Origin of the sequence: Streptococcus sp. SP8 (assembly GCF_030440045.1) — a bacterium.
Classification (GTDB): domain Bacteria; phylum Bacillota; class Bacilli; order Lactobacillales; family Streptococcaceae; genus Streptococcus; species Streptococcus parasanguinis_I.
The window spans coordinates 40,554-54,808 of sequence record NZ_JAQFJL010000006.1 but is presented as its reverse complement, the minus strand read 5'-3'; the positions used below and the strand labels follow the sequence as shown (position 1 = coordinate 54,808).

The 14,255-nt window shown below is 36.5% G+C and carries 18 protein-coding genes and 1 pseudogene; 1 reads left to right on the top strand and 18 read right to left on the bottom strand.

The features are described from left to right. Positions 1 to 79 precede the first annotated feature (79 nt). The 4 genes from PCY11_RS06250 to PCY11_RS06235 all read right to left on the bottom strand — a co-directional run bounded on the left by PCY11_RS06250 (position 80) and on the right by PCY11_RS06235 (position 3,839). Complete coding sequence (locus PCY11_RS06250) at positions 80 to 1,201, bottom strand: VanZ family protein (protein WP_049523601.1); 1,122 nt, start codon at positions 1,199 to 1,201, stop codon at positions 80 to 82. Between the two features lie 482 nt (positions 1,202 to 1,683). Continuing rightward, entirely contained in the window at positions 1,684 to 2,034 is a 351-nt protein-coding gene (locus PCY11_RS06245) for a TetR/AcrR family transcriptional regulator (RefSeq protein ID WP_256318011.1), read from the bottom strand. 13 nt (positions 2,035 to 2,047) lie between these two features. Beyond that, positions 2,048 to 3,055, bottom strand: a complete 1,008-nt coding sequence (locus tag PCY11_RS06240) for an NADP-dependent oxidoreductase (RefSeq protein ID WP_301362585.1) — start codon at positions 3,053 to 3,055, stop codon at positions 2,048 to 2,050. A 184-nt stretch (positions 3,056 to 3,239) separates the two neighbouring features. Beyond that, positions 3,240 to 3,839, bottom strand: coding sequence for a rhomboid family intramembrane serine protease (locus PCY11_RS06235; RefSeq protein ID WP_301362584.1), 600 nt, complete (start codon positions 3,837 to 3,839; stop codon positions 3,240 to 3,242). A 317-nt stretch (positions 3,840 to 4,156) separates the two neighbouring features. Here PCY11_RS06235 and PCY11_RS06230 point away from each other — a divergent pair, with 317 nt between their 5' ends. After that, positions 4,157 to 4,360 carry a CsbD family protein gene (locus tag PCY11_RS06230; RefSeq protein ID WP_023919356.1) on the top strand — a complete coding sequence of 68 codons (204 nt, stop codon included), beginning with the start codon at positions 4,157 to 4,159 and terminating at the stop codon, positions 4,358 to 4,360. Between the two features lie 284 nt (positions 4,361 to 4,644). Here PCY11_RS06230 and PCY11_RS06225 read toward each other — a convergent pair whose 3' ends face one another. The 14 genes and pseudogenes from PCY11_RS06225 to PCY11_RS06165 form a co-directional block, all read right to left on the bottom strand. Next, positions 4,645 to 5,346, bottom strand: a complete 702-nt coding sequence (locus PCY11_RS06225) for a DUF3169 family protein (protein WP_125826504.1) — start codon at positions 5,344 to 5,346, stop codon at positions 4,645 to 4,647. A gap of 14 nt (positions 5,347 to 5,360) precedes the next feature. Then, on the bottom strand, positions 5,361 to 5,711 hold the full coding sequence (locus PCY11_RS06220; protein WP_049499704.1) for a PspC domain-containing protein: 351 nt from the start codon (positions 5,709 to 5,711) through the stop codon (positions 5,361 to 5,363). A gap of 13 nt (positions 5,712 to 5,724) precedes the next feature. Beyond that, the gene (locus PCY11_RS06215) at positions 5,725 to 5,907 is read right to left on the bottom strand and encodes a hypothetical protein (RefSeq protein ID WP_061591346.1); all 183 of its coding nucleotides are present in this window, start codon (positions 5,905 to 5,907) and stop codon (positions 5,725 to 5,727) included. Beyond that, positions 5,904 to 6,113 carry a helix-turn-helix transcriptional regulator gene (locus PCY11_RS06210; RefSeq protein ID WP_031576108.1) on the bottom strand — a complete coding sequence of 70 codons (210 nt, stop codon included), beginning with the start codon at positions 6,111 to 6,113 and terminating at the stop codon, positions 5,904 to 5,906. Before PCY11_RS06210 ends, PCY11_RS06215 begins: the two co-directional genes overlap by 4 nt. Positions 6,114 to 6,883: 770 nt before the next feature. After that, positions 6,884 to 7,135 (bottom strand): annotated as a pseudogene (locus tag PCY11_RS10985) (hypothetical protein); the annotation flags it as partial. Positions 7,136 to 7,177: 42 nt separating this feature from the next. Further along, the gene (gene cadX, locus PCY11_RS06205) at positions 7,178 to 7,516 is read right to left on the bottom strand and encodes a Cd(II)/Zn(II)-sensing metalloregulatory transcriptional regulator CadX (RefSeq protein ID WP_301362583.1); all 339 of its coding nucleotides are present in this window, start codon (positions 7,514 to 7,516) and stop codon (positions 7,178 to 7,180) included. An 11-nt stretch (positions 7,517 to 7,527) separates the two neighbouring features. Continuing rightward, entirely contained in the window at positions 7,528 to 8,142 is a 615-nt protein-coding gene (locus tag PCY11_RS06200; RefSeq protein ID WP_301362582.1) for a CadD family cadmium resistance transporter, read from the bottom strand. 299 nt (positions 8,143 to 8,441) lie between these two features. Next, positions 8,442 to 10,505 (bottom strand): heavy metal translocating P-type ATPase, encoded by a 2,064-nt coding sequence (locus tag PCY11_RS06195; RefSeq protein WP_002893754.1) that lies wholly within the window; start codon positions 10,503 to 10,505, stop codon positions 8,442 to 8,444. Position 10,506: 1 nt separating this feature from the next. After that, the gene (locus tag PCY11_RS06190; RefSeq protein ID WP_002893755.1) at positions 10,507 to 10,785 is read right to left on the bottom strand and encodes a DUF6110 family protein; all 279 of its coding nucleotides are present in this window, start codon (positions 10,783 to 10,785) and stop codon (positions 10,507 to 10,509) included. Positions 10,786 to 10,965: 180 nt separating this feature from the next. Next, a complete protein-coding gene (locus tag PCY11_RS06185) occupies positions 10,966 to 11,568 on the bottom strand; it encodes a transposase (RefSeq protein ID WP_255260894.1) in 603 nt (200 codons plus the stop codon). A 477-nt stretch (positions 11,569 to 12,045) separates the two neighbouring features. After that, positions 12,046 to 13,095: a DUF389 domain-containing protein gene (locus PCY11_RS06180; RefSeq protein ID WP_000126416.1), complete on the bottom strand. Its 1,050-nt coding sequence runs from the start codon at positions 13,093 to 13,095 to the stop codon at positions 12,046 to 12,048. Beyond that, positions 13,092 to 13,415 (bottom strand): potassium channel family protein, encoded by a 324-nt coding sequence (locus tag PCY11_RS06175; protein WP_000825751.1) that lies wholly within the window; start codon positions 13,413 to 13,415, stop codon positions 13,092 to 13,094. Before PCY11_RS06175 ends, PCY11_RS06180 begins: the two co-directional genes overlap by 4 nt. Then, on the bottom strand, positions 13,412 to 13,771 hold the full coding sequence (locus tag PCY11_RS06170; protein WP_000397555.1) for a hypothetical protein: 360 nt from the start codon (positions 13,769 to 13,771) through the stop codon (positions 13,412 to 13,414). Before PCY11_RS06170 ends, PCY11_RS06175 begins: the two co-directional genes overlap by 4 nt. Further along, on the bottom strand, positions 13,696 to 13,998 hold the full coding sequence (locus tag PCY11_RS06165) for a TMEM175 family protein (RefSeq protein ID WP_006151097.1): 303 nt from the start codon (positions 13,996 to 13,998) through the stop codon (positions 13,696 to 13,698). The genes PCY11_RS06170 and PCY11_RS06165 overlap by 76 nt, the downstream gene beginning before the upstream one ends. Positions 13,999 to 14,255: the final 257 nt, after the last annotated feature.

Here is a 14,255-nt window from a genome sequence, read left to right as displayed (position 1 = left end):
TTACAGCCCTACTCAACTGTGCGGAGGTGAGACGACGAAATCGAATTCTAACGAATTACCGATTTCTGTCCCACTCTCTCTATTTTGACGATTCAGTTTCATCTTTTAAGAGCTCTTTCTTCACTCGCACCGTACTCTCATACTCAGCTCCAGCTAGACGGTCAAAGGGAAAGCGACGATTGAGCAAGACGATAGCAAGAGTGAGAATCAGGTACAATAAAAGCACAAAGAAGAGCAATAAAATCATGGACAGGGTTAAGAGGGAATTGTCCGTCAAATCGCTATTCAAGAGCGAAATCAAATAGAACAACCCTTGAGGAATCAAGTAGAAATAACCTACTACTAGGATTCCCCGCCAGATGGTGCGAAGCCATTTTTGCTTGTCAAAATGCAAGCGGAATTTCAATAAAGCCATTCCCAAGGTTTTGCCCCGCCACAAGGGAATCAAACCAAAATAAACAGCCAAAACTGCTACATAAGGAACCGTCTCTATACGCTCGATTACCGCGTAAAGCAAGGATAGCATCACAAAGTCGATCAAGAAGGCAAGACCCATCCGGAAACCAGATACTTTCGTCCCTACTCGGAAAGAATGCTCGTCAATTTCGTCTCTTGTTGGCAATAACCATACCAGGAACCAACCAAGCAGATAACCCACTCCACCACCAGTGGTATTTTGAATAATATCATCGACATCTGCTAGGCGGTAAGGGCCCGGATACAGAAAATAGAGACCTGATAACTGGGTCAACTCCAAAAAGAAACTAAAGAGGGCTGTCAGGAGAATCGTTTTCTTAAAACCACACTTGAAATAATAGCGTAGATACATCCCAAAAGGAATCAACATTAGGACATTAAAGGCAGGCACATAAAAAGTTGGATGCTTAAGGGCTTGAATCCAAGTACCAGTCTGCGCTAAATCAAAGGGGCTCTCCTTGAAAAAATCCACTACAAAAGCAAAAGGTTGGAGATTGACCATTTCCGAGTAGCTAGTATGAATCTTACTTGGATCCGGCAGAGGCAGGATCACCAAGAGATAGACCGTCATCAAGTAAAGCATAAAAGAATAGAAAATCAGCACCCGCAATTTATTGACCGAACCATATTTTCGATAATTCAAAATCATGTAGGGCAAGGTCAGCAAAAAAGCCAAAAAAGGGAAGAGCTGAACAGCTGTTTTGATTGTAGAGATATACCCCATTGTGTCTCCTTTTTTTCGTTATAAAATCACCCTTTGCACAATGACAAAAGGTGATTTCTTCATTGATATAGAATATTATACGGCCTGGTAGAGGAAGAGTCAAGGAAGTAGAGTTCTTTTCATTTTTTGAGATCCTTATTGAACTAAAATCAAAGATGAATCCTCTCACTGTAACATCCTTGGTATAGAATAGGAATCACAAGACTATCCTATTTGCTAGAATTTCAATCATCTCATCTGAAACTTTTCCCACATCAATTGCTTTACTATTTAGCATGGATGGCACAGCATAAGATAGCATTAAGGAGATAAGATTACGAATGATTCGTTCATTAGGCCAATTAACCAGCTCTCCTTTCGCCTTATATCTATCTAAAATAGGATTGAGTGGTATTACAATATTGTTCTGAACGATGTCCCCAGTTTTTTCAAACAAAGATGAATCAATTAAACACCTTGAAAAGAGAATTTTTATAATATCTCTATTGTTGGTCAGAAAATTTAGTCGATCCTCGATCATACTCCGAAAAAAAAACTGTAACACTTTCATCGTTACACAGAACTTTTTGATCAGTAAACAATTCAATTGTTTCAGGTATGACCTGATCAAAAAATAAGAGGAGAAGCGTATTGAGTATGCCTTCTTTTGTTTTAAAATAGCTAAAAACAGTCCCTTCTGATACTTCCGCTCGGCGTGCAATGTCAAGCGATGTAGTTTTTTCAAAACCGATTTCGGAAAACAAGGTTAAACTGGCAATTAGAACACGTTTTTGTTTATCACTCAATCTCATGAGTTGAATATGACGAACACAAGCTTGATTTAGATCAACCATTTTCCTTTCCTCCTCACTCCTCTTGAATCACAATCACACGTTTCCCTCTGGTATGCCCTTTTTCAAGATCCTTGTATGCTTCTTTTATTTCGGGTAATGAAAATGGATAGATTTTATCCAAACGAACTGAAATTTCCCCTTTGGAAACAAGCTCTGCAAGTGATAGGAAGTCATCATATTGTGAATGCCGTGGGCCTGTAAATTGAGCTCCTTTCAAGATAGCAGAAGGAGATGGAACCAGGGTAGCAATTTGATCACCTCGCAAACCCAATTGGAAGCCTAATTTTACATAGTCTCCCCCATAACAATCCAACATCTTGGTAACAGTTACTCCTGAGAGTTCTTGAATTTTTTCTTTGATCGATTCATGATAGGAAATCGGGATGGCACCGATCGATCTGAGGTAGTCCGCATTACCAGCACTAGCTATTCCAATAACTCTGACACCTTTTGAAACAGCATATTGTACTGCAATCGATCCAATTCCTCCAGATGCACCTGAAATGACAATTGTATCCTTATTTCCAATATTAATTTTTCGAAAAGCTCCTCCTACCGTTAAGGAACTAACCCCCAAGACTGATCCATGCAGAAAATCAATATTAGATGGCATAGAAGCGATCTCCGTCTCCTTCACACAAATCTCAGTTGCTAATGCTCCTCTTTTTGAACCAAGACCAGGTGCACTTATAATCGTCCCAAAGACTCTATCTCCTACCGAAAACTGAGTCACACTCTTACCTACTTCAATGATAGTCCCAGCAAAATCACGTGCAACGCCTCTAGGGAATAAAGAAGAAGCTTTCTCAAACCATCTACTAGGATGCTTTAGTTTCATTAAAAGGGATAACATCCGAAGCTGTTTAACACCCTCAAAAATTTTATAATCCACCGGATTTAATCCTACGGCAGCTACCTTGACCCTCACTTGATTTTCCTTTAGTGGTTCTGGTTCTACTTCTGCTAATTCTAAGACATCTATATTACCAAACCGATGAAATTGAATAGCTTTCACAGTCATACAATACATACCTCCATTGCAAAATTGAGTGATCACTCAATTTTAGATTATTATAGCATACAACTATCCATGATTCAATGATAGGTTCGACTAAAAGGATACAGAGAAATTTTACCTAACAAAAAACACCCAAGATTCTTCTCTTGAGTGTCTGTTAGGAATGACCCTATCCGCGTTTACTATATCAGGAACCTTTACTTTTCCTCTTCAAGCCTTTACTTCCGATAAAGACCAACAGATAACTAACAATCCCTGAAAGATGCAATAGTGTTGAGATCCATCCGGTGATTGCTGGTAAGAGCATGAGGCCAGATAGGAAAATTAAGAATAGATAAAACCATTTTTCGGTGCGTGAAAATTCTTTCCACACGTTTGGCAGGAGCATGACTCCTCCGGTCACAAAGGCGTATCCTACAGCAGAGATTCCTGTTGCCTGAATGTCCTGCCCCTGGGTTAAGAGGTGAAAAACAATGGAAGAGAGGACTATCGCCGTCACAAAAACGATCAAAACTTGTCTGGAGCCTCTTTTTCTTTCTAGCAGTCCTCCGAAGGGAAGGATCATGAGTCCATTTAACAACAAATGGACCCATAAAAACCAGATAGGTGCGCCTTTACTACCGTGCATCAGGGTCCCACTGACATATTGCCAACCATAGACCGGCTTCGAATGAAAAGCCAATAGGTCATACATAGCATCCCCATAAAAGGAAGTCAATAGACCGAGCGATAAACAGATTAGAGCTAAAGTACTGATAACAGGGTAGGTTGTAAGGATTCTTTTCATATTTATCTTCTCTTTTTCAAAAAACAGCGTTACGATGTCTCCATTCACGACCATTATACCATTTATTTCATTGGAGACAGAAACGTTTTTGCTTCTTTCGTTTCAAATCTTTGCTGGAAAAACGAAATATCGTGACTTATTAGTCGGTCATTATTCGTGACCGGAAAGCGATCCTGTTTTTTAGCCGTAGCAAAAATTTGACTTTCCATTTTAAAAAGAATATACTCATTCTAATCTGAGACAAATATTTTTTATTTTTTTAAATCAACAGTATTGCATTCAGAGAAATAAACGACTAACTTCATGGAGGTGACGCTATGTCATTAGAAGAAAAATTGAACCAAGTAAAAGGCTCTGTTAAAGAAGGCTTCGGTAAATTAACCGGCGATACAAAAACAGAAGCTGAAGGCACTGCTGAAAAAGTTGCTTCAAAAGCAAAAGAAGTTGCTGAAGATGCAAAAGAAGCTGTTGAAGGAGCGATCAAGGGCGTTAAAAATATCTTTCATAAAGAAGACAAATAGTCTTTAACATCCTAGACCCACTCTATTTTTCTACAGTCGTATTGACCGTGGAAGATAGGGTGGGTTTTTGTTTATCTTTCATTTAGTTTGGGTGTAGAAAAAACACCCCGAAGGGTGCTCTTTGTAAGTATAGTAATTCTTTCGAATTAACGTTTACTAAAGCTACTTTACAAACTTTTTAGAATTTTGTGTTTAGCTCTATCTTGGAATGAAATTTATTTTGATTGATTCATTCCTTTCAACATCGTCACCTACATTTGCGACACGATTCATAGAAATCCCTGTTATTTAAAGTAACGTTTTGTTTTTCTTAATTGTGCAATATTGATATAGAGATGGATGACAGCAGTTATAAGGGCAGCAACTAACTGTACTTGACCAAGAATAATGGATAGGGCAAACAAGATGATATAGACAGACGGTAAGATTAGCTGATTGAGTTTGAACAAGATTAAATAAGCCTCTACCATTTCCGCCTGTTTCTCTCCCTCGTCATAGGTTTCTAGATAATCTAATACCTCTTTTGGTGTGGCTAAAATAGAGAGTTGGTAATTACGAATTTTGCTCGTTGTTTTGATGCAGAAACTTCCAACAAGAATGGTTAATACTGCTAAGAGAAAAGCTGATATCGGTAAATCGTGGCTAGGCAACACTGTAAGCAAGCTAAAAAGCATACTAACTTGCAAAACATTGTAAGCAACTGTCCCATAATCTAGAGAGCGATACATCTTAATATAAGCTCGCTCGTTTAATTCATCATCTTCTTCTGCTAGGTAGCTAGCATAAACTTTCCTACTATTCATGATAAAATAGAGAGCTACTATTGTCGATAGTATTCCCAGACAGAAAAAGATGGTCGTCAAAATAAACTGTACTTGCTCTTGAGAAATGTTTAAATGAAGATTCGTAAAGGTAGCACCAAACATTCCGATTAAACCACCCAACAATAAACTTCCTAACAATAGTAATAAATGTTTCTTTTTCATTTTCTATCTTCTTTCTAAAATAAACCTAGCAGTCCTTGAACCAGAGCATGCCCAAATCCAAAAGTCGCCGTTAAAACTTGATCACCAAAACTATTCAGGAGAATGGCAACTAGATAGAAAAATAGAATCTTGTACCCTGATTTTTTGATGACTACTTCAAGAGATTCATTTCCCATCCAGCCAGCTAAAAAAGCATAACTTATCACTGTGAGAAGACTAATTTCTATCGAAGATAGAAAAAGCAAAACGGCTAATGCACGAATCATCAGAGGGTCTACATTGAAATAACGGGCGATACCGGCACAAACCCCTGCAATTTCTTTATGTTCGGTATCTACTTGAAAATCTGCCAAAAACTCTTTCATAATCTTACTCCTTTTATACTCTTTCTTTTACTTTCTTTTCTATCCGCTCAAATACTAAACTAAAAATCAAGCTACTCCAGAAAAAATAATTACTGTCTAAAATGTGAAACCATCCCAGCAAGGTCCCGATCATCATCGAAACATTTGCTATAAAGGCAATGATACAAAGATAATAAATTACTCTATATTTGTTCATGATTCTTCCTCCTCTAAGCGAAATACCGACTCTACTGGCTCATGAAATATCTGAGAGATTTTCAAGGCGATAATAATAGAGGGGGTATACTCATCACGCTCTAGCAAACTAATGGTCTGCCTAGATATACCTGCTAGCTTGGCAAGCTCAGTTTGGTTTAAACCATCACGAGCGCGAAGCTCTTTTAAACGATTTTTTAGCTTCATATTTACCGATTGTCTATCAAATTCAGCCACTTCGCTTAGATATCCCCAAAATGGTAGAATCTGATTTTTCCTCCTTTGTTATTATATAAGATATTATTACCGATATCCTCATAGTTTCTCCGTTCAAAGTCTTATTTCTTTAACTTGATTACATTGTAACATATCCTTTTATTTTTGACAATGATATTAGTCAAAAATATCATTATTTTTGTCATTTTGTAAATGATTTAGGTCAAGACTCTTATCCTGAATAAGAATTGATTTTATATTTTTCTAAATAGAGCTGAAATGGATACTTAAAATCAAAAAAATAACGGGGTCAACTTTGTATTTTTGAAACAAAAAAAGACATCCAAGAGAATACTCTTGAATGTCTGTAAACGTTGATAGTATCGTGTTGATTAACGTTTTGAGGCAATTGACTTCGTCGAATGACAGCCGTAATTGTAAGCGGCTAAAGCCACAACAACTACGTCAACTACCACAATTTAGTATGAAAATACAAAAAGAACACCTCGAAAGGTGCTCTTTGTAAGTATTGTAATTCTTTCGAATTAACGTTTACTAAATTGTGACGCTTTACGAGCTTTCTTAAGACCTGGTTTGGAAAGTATGGGTTTCAGTTGGACTAAAAACAGCGTATTATCAAGGCTTTTCAGAACGATATCTACTGATTAATTTCATAAAATATGAATCAATAGATTATAAATAGGGGAATAGTTTAGGTCTGTAAGCATTAAAATAATACACCTAACTTTGATCACCATTTTTTAGTTATTCACTCTTTTTTCAGATAGTGTTTTTAAAGTTATGATGTAAAATGCCGCAATTAAAACACTATACATCATAATCGGAGGATAGACAATTAAGTATAGAATCAATCCCACTCCTTTAATTATTTGGTCAGGTATCAATAACTTTCTATATTGTGCGGTAGCTTCAAGTAATTCTTTCTGATCTATATTGGGTTTATCAATTACTTTATGTAAAAACCAGTTTGCTACCGTTGAAACAACAACGATTATAATCTCCCTATAATCATGGAAAAGTAGTAAAAATAGTTGTTATCCTAGTTGATTAAAAAAATCTCTGATTTCCTCATCCTTTATAAAATAATATATAATTTTCCCCTCTCTTCTAGTGTCCAAGATATTTTGATTGGCTAGTTTACGAAGATGGTGGGAGGCAGATGCCATACTGAGATTTAATAAACAGGCTATATCGCAGACACAGAGTTCTTCGACGGCAAGGAGATAAAAGATGATATTTATCTGTTTATTATCGGTAAATTTTGATAAAATGCGAAGTGATTTTTGGACTTTTTCCTTTTTAAGGTAGTTCGTTGCGGTTGTAACATTTTGTTGATTTATAACATCCACTTGACAGATACTATCTTTTTTCATAATTTTTTCTCCTAGCCTAACACAGCCCATAGCATGTCAAAGCTGTTGTTTTCAATCAGGATATACATCCCCAATCCTAAATAGACAACGGCAATAAACCATCTGCTATATTTTTCCAAAGTTTCTCCAACAGAAGGGACTTGTGCCAATTTTTGGGCAGAAAAAACCAATAGATAAATCATGACTAGAAAAGTAAGTAAAGTCACTATCAAATTCGCTAAATTTAAGGTGGTAAAATATGGGACAAAGACACCAATATTGTCAGCGCCACAACTTGCAAAAGTAATCATAGCGACTAGAAAAATCAGGTTTTTATTGTCTTTTTGCAAACCATCTTTTGCAATAGCTTCTCCATCAGAATCTCCTAAAAGCAAAACTTTGAGGCCTAGGAAAATTGGAATCAAACCGAGTAAACCTAAAATCTCTTTACTAGGAATATAATTTAAGACAAATGCAAAAAGCAAACTTAGCAATATTAGACTAACAGAGCCTAGAAATTGTCCTAAATAGATGTTAATGATGTCCTTTCTGCTTTTTCTTTTGGCAAAAAATAACATTAGGATAATAAGTAAGTCTACGGCTGTCCCAGAATACAGGATTATTGAAGTAACAATATTTTGAATCATAAAACACCTCATTCAAATATATTTTTGAATGTATTCTAACATTAACCTTTGTAGATGTCAACTTAAAATCCACCAATTAATAATTGCATGTCAATATTTGTATTGTGAAACTAGTTTCAGAAATATATAGTCTTAAAGTATGTCCACTGCCAATGGTTTTTTCAATATTTAAAAGGAGAGAACCAATTTGGTCCTCTCCAGGGTATAATTTTCCACCAACCCACTACAGTTGACAAAGAGCCGTTATTCTCAAATGAGACAACTCCTTTTAGTTTTTATAACCTCAGCTTCTCGGTCTCTTACCTACTTTTAATAGAAAGACTACGAAGGACGATTCTTAAAGTAGTCAGATTGTGCAATATCGAAAGATTAGATGGGCTTAACCAATTTAACAACCCAAATCCAATTAAACTTCCATTTATTACAACTGTTTCTTGAATATTTCTTTGAATTAATTTCTGCAACGATTCAGATAAAGAATTCAATTCCTCGAAGAAATCTAAACGATTATCTAATAATAAAATATCACTCATCTGCTTAGAAATATCAGCACTTTCATTCATCACAACCCCAATATCTGCAAGCGTCAAGGCAGCAGAGTCGTTTAACCCGTCTCCAACCATCAAAATAGTTCGGCCAGCTTTCTGTAATTCCTGAACCAACTGAAACTTACCATCTGGTTTTAAATCAGTATAAACGTTGTCAAATGGCAGATCTTTAACCAACTCTTCTGTTCTAGCCAACGTATCACCAGTTGCCAGAATCAGTTTTTTCCCTTGGCGCTTTAGCTTTTTCAATGCAACTTTCGCCTCGCTTCTCAAGGGAGTGTGGATACAAAACATCCCAATTAATTCTTTCTTATAAGCCAAAAACAATAAATTGTAATGAGTCTTATATTGCTCAATCAAGGCCAGCTGCTCAGAACTAATTCTTACCTGTTCGTCTTGCATTAGTACATAATTTCCAATGACAACCGATTGACCATCAATTTGCGATTTAATCCCTTTGCTTGCAACATACTGAAGCTTGCCATGCATTTCTTCGTGTTCAATGCCTTCAATTTCAGCTTGTTTAACAATTGCATTGGCAATAGGATGATAGATATGTTCCTCCAAACATGCACTTATTCTTAAAATATCTTTCTCAGTATAATCTCCGAAAGGAAGAACCTTTTCAACCAAAGGATAACTCGTCGTGATGGTACCCGTTTTATCAAACAAGAAAGTATCCACTTCCAGATATTTTTCTAATACATCACCATCTTTAATAACCATTTCTCGATTTAGACCTTCCTTTATGGCCGTAAGGTAGGCTACAGGTGTGGATATTTTTAGAGCACATGAAAAATCCACCAATAAAAAGGAAATGGCTTTTGAAAACGAACCTGTTAACAGATAAGTCAAACCAGCACCTAAGAAGTTATATTTTACAACCTTGTCTGCCATCCTAATAAAATGACGTTGTTTTGTCTTCTTACTCTCTTCAGATTTTTTCATCAGATTGATGAGTTGCAAAATACGACTGTTTATCTGATTATCAGTCACACGAATTCTTAACTCTCCTGTTTCCAAAACAGTATTCGCACATACAGAATCTCCCTCTTTCTTTTCAACAGGGAAGCTCTCTCCAGTCAAGGAACTCTCATTGACCATGCCTAATCCTGAAACCACTTGGCCGTCAAACAAGATTTCATTACCTTGGGAGACAACTAATACATCACCTACTTGAACATCAGAACTCTTGATGCTGATGACCATGTCTCCCCGCACTAAGAAAACATCACTTTCTTTAGCAAGAAGGCTTTGTTCCAAATCTGTTGCTGTTTTTTTTAAAGACCACTGATCCAGATGATTACCCAAATCAAGCATAAACATGATGTTGCTAGCTGTCTTGGATTGGTTCATAAACAAGGACAACAAAATGGCCGAACAGTCCAAGACCTCCATGGTTAGTTCCTTGCGCGCTAAAGTTTGATAGGCTTCTTTGACATAACCCAAAGCCTGATAACAAGTCCAAATATAACGAATAGGGTAGGGTACAAAACTTCGAAACAGCAAACGCTTAATCGCTGCACCCGATACAATTGAATAAGCACTCTCTTCTCTACGAATGGGAAGAGTCATCAAGTCCGAAACTTTCCCCTTGTCAATTTTTTTTAAAAAGGCCTCTGCATTTTCTAATACAGAGAAGCCTTCTTTCATACGTAGAGTAAAGTGCTGCTGATCCATATAAAACTGAATAGAGTCGATCCCTTTTTCATCTTTAGCCAAGGAACGAAGATAATCTTGAATATCCAAGGTCAGTGAAAACGAGGACGATAATCGGATATGTTGATATCCTCTGTGTAGCACTTTAAAAGACATATTATTCACCTGTCAGGCTATCTAATTGTTCTTCTTTCTTTTCCTGTTCGTATAAATATTTAGCGTCTTGTAAAACATCATCACCGTGTTGTTTTACAACAGAAACAGATGCATCCAGTCCATCTTTCAATTTGTAAGCTTTAGCCAAGGCCTTAGAATAGCCTTTCTTAGCTTCTTTACTTGCTAAGACTTTCAAGCCAAGCGTCCCAAATGCTACCCCTCCTAAGAAGAGAGATGATTTTTTCGCAACTTTTGCGACGTTTAATACTTCTTTTAACATGTTTATTTCCTCCTTGTAACTATTGTAGCGAAAAATGACAGCAAAAGCAATTGCTGATATCTGATATATAGATAAAATTCTCTATACTGATATTTAATTATATTATGATGAAAACAATATACTTTATTTTTTGATACTGTCAATAATTATGTGTAAACACTTAAGTAGAGTTACGGAGTGTTAATTAAATAAGCTTTCAAGTGTATCAGAACATTGACCAAACCCTTTATGGATTCGTTGACTTTGCTTGAAATTATAATCTTCAAACAACGTAACTAAGTAACGTTCCAGAGCCTCCTCATTAGGAAAAAGAACCTTCTTTTTCGTTTGATGTTTGATTTCTTTGTTAAGAGACTCAATGAGGTTTGTCGAATACATGCTGTGCCAAATCTGGTAGGGAAACTGATAAAAAGTTAAAAGATTATCCGTCTTCTCCAGACTTTCCATGACTTTCCTATACTTTGGTTTCCATTCGGCGAGAAAGTCCTCTAAAGCTTGTCCTGCCATTTCTAAATTTTCAGCACGATAAATCATTATAAATTGCCCCAGAATAACCGCTCTATCTGCTCGTTTCACTTTACTAGCTAGATTTCGACTAATATGAATTAAGCAACATTGTTGTTTAGCTAATGGGTGAGCCTGACTGATAATCTGCTCAAGCCCCTTAAAGCCATCTGTAACTACAAGAGAAATCTGTTGGATTCCTTGGTTTTGAAGCTTGTCTAACAGGGTGGACCAAGAAGCATTGTTTTCTTGAGGCAACTGTGCATAGCATATCTCTATGCGACTAAAGTCGCTAGAGCTATCCTAATTGCGCACCGCCAGTTCTCATAGAAAAAAACACCTTGCAAGATGCAAAGTGTTTTCGTTTGTATTCTGCTGTCCAGTAACGAATTAACGTTTACTAAATTGTGATGCTTTACGGGCCTTTTTCAAGCCTGGTTTGGAAAGTATGAATTTCAGTTGGACTAAAAACAGCGTAATATCAAGACTTTTCTCCGCTTTTATAAAAGCTTTTTTCCAATCAAATTCAACTAATTTTATCCGAATGGTGTGGATTTTACCCCCAAAATTACAGAGAATGGAGCTGATAAACACTAAACGTTCACACCATTAGTTAAATGATTTTTTGTTCATCATTTTTCTTAGATGATAGAACTTCTAATTTATTTCTTATTCAAGCAAAAACAACCTGCTATAAGTAAGAAAGAGGAAGATACAAGAAAAACACGGCGTAAAAACCGATTCAGTTCATTGTCCTCAATCCTTGTCTGCTTCATTTTCTTTTACGAGATCGTTTTGTGAATCTTTTTCAGAGAGTTTTTGATCAATATACTTGTCAATGTTTTCATAAAATTCCTTGGTCGCTTCACTATCTAATGTTGGCGAGTTCTGAACTTGATTCACTTTCAATTGAACAGATTGAATACCGTAAGAGGCTTGTTTTTGGTGGAGTGTTTCTAATTCTTCTTCTGAAATCGGATCTCCAACAACCGTCAAGACCAATTCATTGTTACTTGACTTGTAGACTTGATTAATAACCGTATAATTGGCGAACTCTTTTCCTACAAACTGTTTGATCCCTTCTTTGCGCGCTTGTTCTATTGTCAGAGTAACTGCCGAATAGCTAGCTGGAAGAATCAACAATACAATCAAAGATATCAAGCCAATTCTCATTTTAATGCTCAGCTCTTTAAATGAAGTTAAAGGAGATTTTCTCATCAAAATTCTTGTTCCAACAATGTTGGCTAGCATGATAAAGACACAGTTGATCAAGAAAAGATAGAGAGCCCCCAATAAAAATCGTACATTCCCATTAGCTAAACCATAGCCAGCAGTACAGATAGGCGGCATCAGAGCTGTAGCAATGGCTACTCCTGGCACGATATTGTTTGCTTCTTTTTTCCTTGAACCGATCACACCAGCAATCCCACCAGCAATAGCAATGAGGACATCCCAAATGGTTGGAGAGGTTCGTGCAATCAACTCGCTACTTGCATAAGACAAGGGAGAAATCCAGAAATACAGAGTCGAGACAAGCAAACTGACCAACACTTGAGTCAATAAAACCTCTAGAGATTGCTTGATTAAACGCGTATCAAAAATAGCTAAACCGAATCCCAGTCCAACAATCGGTGTCATGAGAGGTGAAATCAACATGGCTCCTATAATGACAGCTGTTGAATTCATATTTAGTCCGATAGAGGCAATAAAAATTGCACACATCAAAATCGCTGTATCTCTCAATCGAACATGAAGGTCATCGTATAATTTCTCACGGTATTCCCGTGTTGAATAATTGGCAGTCATTTGTCCTCTCCTCTTTCCTTATTTAAATTGGTATAATAATTAAAAATAACAGCTGATAAACAGCCAAAAAATATGAGCCCATAAATCGTCAAGAAGACACTGGTAATCCTTCCAATCAAGGTCACAGCTAGGAGATCCCCGTAGCCGACAGTCGTCGAAGTCACAAAAGCATACCAAAGACCGTCTCCGTAATTTGTGATAGCAGGTTCAACTAGGAAAAGCACGCCTCCTGACCCAAAAACAAAGGTCACAAAACTCAGAGCAAACCGAGTAAAACCCGTAACCTGCATAATATGCCATAACATTTTTAAACGTTTCATTTGTTCTCCTTATTCATACTAGCTCCTGACCGAGCCGTTTTTTTCCAATAATCAAAGTGAAGATAGGACATGATCTCCATCAGAGAAAGATAGACAAACTGATAGATCTGATTTAAGCTGATTATCAACTGATATTGTTTGAAAAATGACTGGAAGAAAGACCAGATATGACTGTCTTGAATCAGTCCCTTCTTAATATCAGACAGGATATTAGCTAAAGCTCCCAAGGACTGAAACGGTAAATCCTTGACATTTATATAGATCCGGTCCACCACATCATTCAGACTGGTATCTTGGATGGCATGAAATTCTCCAAAGAGAACTCCTGCCGCTCCAAGAGTAGAAACAAATTCCACCAAATAATTTCTGAGGAAATTTTCTCAACCTTTTCCCATAATGTGTTTAGTGCCATCCATAACGATCCCAACCAGAAAAAGGAAAGAAAACAAGCAAAGAAATTTTGCCGTAAATCCCAAAAAGCTTCAAGACTTGGTGTTGTTGGTTTTTCTAACTCTAAAACCAAGATGGTCATAATAATTGCTAGAACAGCATCTGTCAATACAATTAATCTGTCTTTCTTCATCGGATTGCATCCCCTTTCTTTTTTGTAACATTCTATCTTATCGCATAATATTGGATATTCTTTCATAATCCGACTACAAACAAAAATAAACCAAAAAGTATGTCCCTATTATACTATATTTAACTCTAGAAGTATTCATCCATCTAATTAATAAATATATCATATTTCACAATAAGTGAATACTATCAAAGATTCATCCCCTTTCACTTCATCATGTAGTGTTGCTTAGATTTATCAAAAACAACCAAATTTGTATT

What these genes read in the sequence shown, in the direction of transcription:
- PCY11_RS06250 (WP_049523601.1), bottom strand. Translation starts at nt 1,201, where the DNA reads ATGGGGTATATCTCTACAATCAAAACAGCTGTTCAGCTCTTCCCTTTT.
- PCY11_RS06245 (WP_256318011.1), bottom strand. Translation starts at nt 2,034, where the DNA reads ATGGTTGATCTAAATCAAGCTTGTGTTCGTCATATTCAACTCATGAGA.
- PCY11_RS06240 (WP_301362585.1), bottom strand. Translation starts at nt 3,055, where the DNA reads ATGACTGTGAAAGCTATTCAATTTCATCGGTTTGGTAATATAGATGTC.
- PCY11_RS06235 (WP_301362584.1), bottom strand. Translation starts at nt 3,839, where the DNA reads ATGAAAAGAATCCTTACAACCTACCCTGTTATCAGTACTTTAGCTCTA.
- PCY11_RS06230 (WP_023919356.1), top strand. Translation starts at nt 4,157, where the DNA reads ATGTCATTAGAAGAAAAATTGAACCAAGTAAAAGGCTCTGTTAAAGAA.
- PCY11_RS06225 (WP_125826504.1), bottom strand. Translation starts at nt 5,346, where the DNA reads ATGAAAAAGAAACATTTATTACTATTGTTAGGAAGTTTATTGTTGGGT.
- PCY11_RS06220 (WP_049499704.1), bottom strand. Translation starts at nt 5,711, where the DNA reads ATGAAAGAGTTTTTGGCAGATTTTCAAGTAGATACCGAACATAAAGAA.
- PCY11_RS06215 (WP_061591346.1), bottom strand. Translation starts at nt 5,907, where the DNA reads ATGAACAAATATAGAGTAATTTATTATCTTTGTATCATTGCCTTTATA.
- PCY11_RS06210 (WP_031576108.1), bottom strand. Translation starts at nt 6,113, where the DNA reads ATGAAGCTAAAAAATCGTTTAAAAGAGCTTCGCGCTCGTGATGGTTTA.
- cadX (WP_301362583.1), bottom strand. Translation starts at nt 7,516, where the DNA reads ATGAAAAAAGATAGTATCTGTCAAGTGGATGTTATAAATCAACAAAAT.
- PCY11_RS06200 (WP_301362582.1), bottom strand. Translation starts at nt 8,142, where the DNA reads ATGATTCAAAATATTGTTACTTCAATAATCCTGTATTCTGGGACAGCC.
- PCY11_RS06195 (WP_002893754.1), bottom strand. Translation starts at nt 10,505, where the DNA reads ATGTCTTTTAAAGTGCTACACAGAGGATATCAACATATCCGATTATCG.
- PCY11_RS06190 (WP_002893755.1), bottom strand. Translation starts at nt 10,785, where the DNA reads ATGTTAAAAGAAGTATTAAACGTCGCAAAAGTTGCGAAAAAATCATCT.
- PCY11_RS06180 (WP_000126416.1), bottom strand. Translation starts at nt 13,095, where the DNA reads ATGACTGCCAATTATTCAACACGGGAATACCGTGAGAAATTATACGAT.
- PCY11_RS06175 (WP_000825751.1), bottom strand. Translation starts at nt 13,415, where the DNA reads ATGAAACGTTTAAAAATGTTATGGCATATTATGCAGGTTACGGGTTTT.
- PCY11_RS06165 (WP_006151097.1), bottom strand. Translation starts at nt 13,998, where the DNA reads ATGAAGAAAGACAGATTAATTGTATTGACAGATGCTGTTCTAGCAATT.